Source organism: Nonomuraea mesophila (genome assembly GCF_004352805.1).
GTDB classification, from domain to species: Bacteria; Actinomycetota; Actinomycetes; order Streptosporangiales; family Streptosporangiaceae; genus Nonomuraea; species Nonomuraea longispora.
Genome location: NZ_SMLD01000375.1, coordinates 1 through 1,391, shown reverse-complemented (window position 1 = coordinate 1,391; position 1,391 = coordinate 1). Strand labels below are relative to the sequence as shown.

General features: G+C 77.2%; 2 pseudogenes. Both read right to left on the bottom strand.

Features of this window, described 5'->3' with window-relative positions:
- Positions 1-1,088 (bottom strand): annotated as a pseudogene (locus E1295_RS48115) (hypothetical protein); the annotation flags it as partial.
- Positions 1,085-1,391, bottom strand: a pseudogene (locus tag E1295_RS48110) (hypothetical protein); the annotation flags it as partial. The pseudogenes E1295_RS48110 and E1295_RS48115, both read right to left, overlap by 4 nt.

The following is a 1,391-nucleotide window of genomic DNA, read 5'->3' as shown; positions in this document are numbered from 1 at the left end:
GCCGCCGCCCCGGGATCCGCCTCCCTAGCTTGCTCTCCTCCGACCCCCTTCGCCCGCCCGGCGGCCGCTCCGGGATCCGCCTCCCGCGTCTGCTCCCCTCCGGCCGCCTCGACTGAGGGCACGTCGTCGCGGGCGGCGTCGTCCGGGCCGGCCGTGCTCTGTGCCGCTTCGTCCCGGCTCTCCGCCGTCTCGCCAGGATCCGTGACCTCGCCGGCCGCCTCGGGCCGCCGGCCCGAGGCGGTCAGGGCGGTGGCGTAGGTGTCGGCGTAGCCGGAGATCCAGCGCTCGCGGTGCTGGATCAGCGTGCGGCCGCGCCGGGCCAGCATCTCGCCCAGCGTGTGCCGCAGCGCCGGGTCGCGCAGGGCGGCGAAGCGAGCCTCCTGCACCGGCTCGGCCGCGTGCTCCACCACCATGAACGCCGCCACCAGCTCCGCCCGCCGCCGCTCGTCGTAGCCGCCCAGCAGGTCGTCGAACTCCGCCGCGCCCGCCTCGACCCGCCCGCCGGGACCCGCCGGCTCCGGCGTGCTCTCGGCGGCGGCCACGATGTCGGCGTCGCGCACCACGGTCAGCTCGGGCCGCTCGGGCTCGGGCAGCCGTCGCACCAGCTCCTGCAGCTGGGCGTGCGACGTGACCGGCCAGAGGGCGCAGCGCGGGCCCAACGAGACGACGCCGTCGTCCATGACGACCCACGCCGAGTCGTGCAGGCGCCGCAGCGCGCCGATCGCCCAGTTGCGCATCAGGTCGTCGGTGCGGCCGATCAGCGCGCGGTAGGTGTCGAGCACCAGCTCCACCGGCGCTGGACGGCCCGGCCACGGGTCTGCGGAATGGTCGCTCCAGCAGCACTTGAGCACGGCGGCCAGCACCCGCCGGGTCTCGCCGGAGCGCTCCACGGGCAGGGGCGCGACCTGGTGCTCGTCGAGCAGGGACGGTGTCACCCCGTCGGGCCACACCGGCAGCGCCTGCCCGGTGGAGTCGGGGCGGGTCAGGCGTGTCATGCCCGCGGGCGCGGCGGCCCCGGCCCCGAGCCGCAGCGGCCCGTGCGACCGCGCCCGCACGTGTGCCATCGCCGCGTCGTCCGCCGCGCTCATCGGGCGCGCTCCAGATAGCCGTGGGACAGCCAGGCGGGCTCGCGCTCCGGGTCGATCGTGAGCCCGCCGCTCCACGTCAGCCGGTAGGGCAGCTCGGGCCGCAGGTCGAGCGTCGTGAGGTCGGCGAGCACACGACGCGCGGACGGCCAGTCGGAGCCGAGCACGTCGGCCAGCGCCACCCTGGAGGCGTCGCCCAGCAGCGACTCCGCGACCTGCGTCAGCCGCTCGGTGGCCGCGTCGGGCGAGGTGTCGAGCGCGTCGCCCGGCCCCGGGTCGGGCAGGTTGGAACGCGGGGGAGTGGGC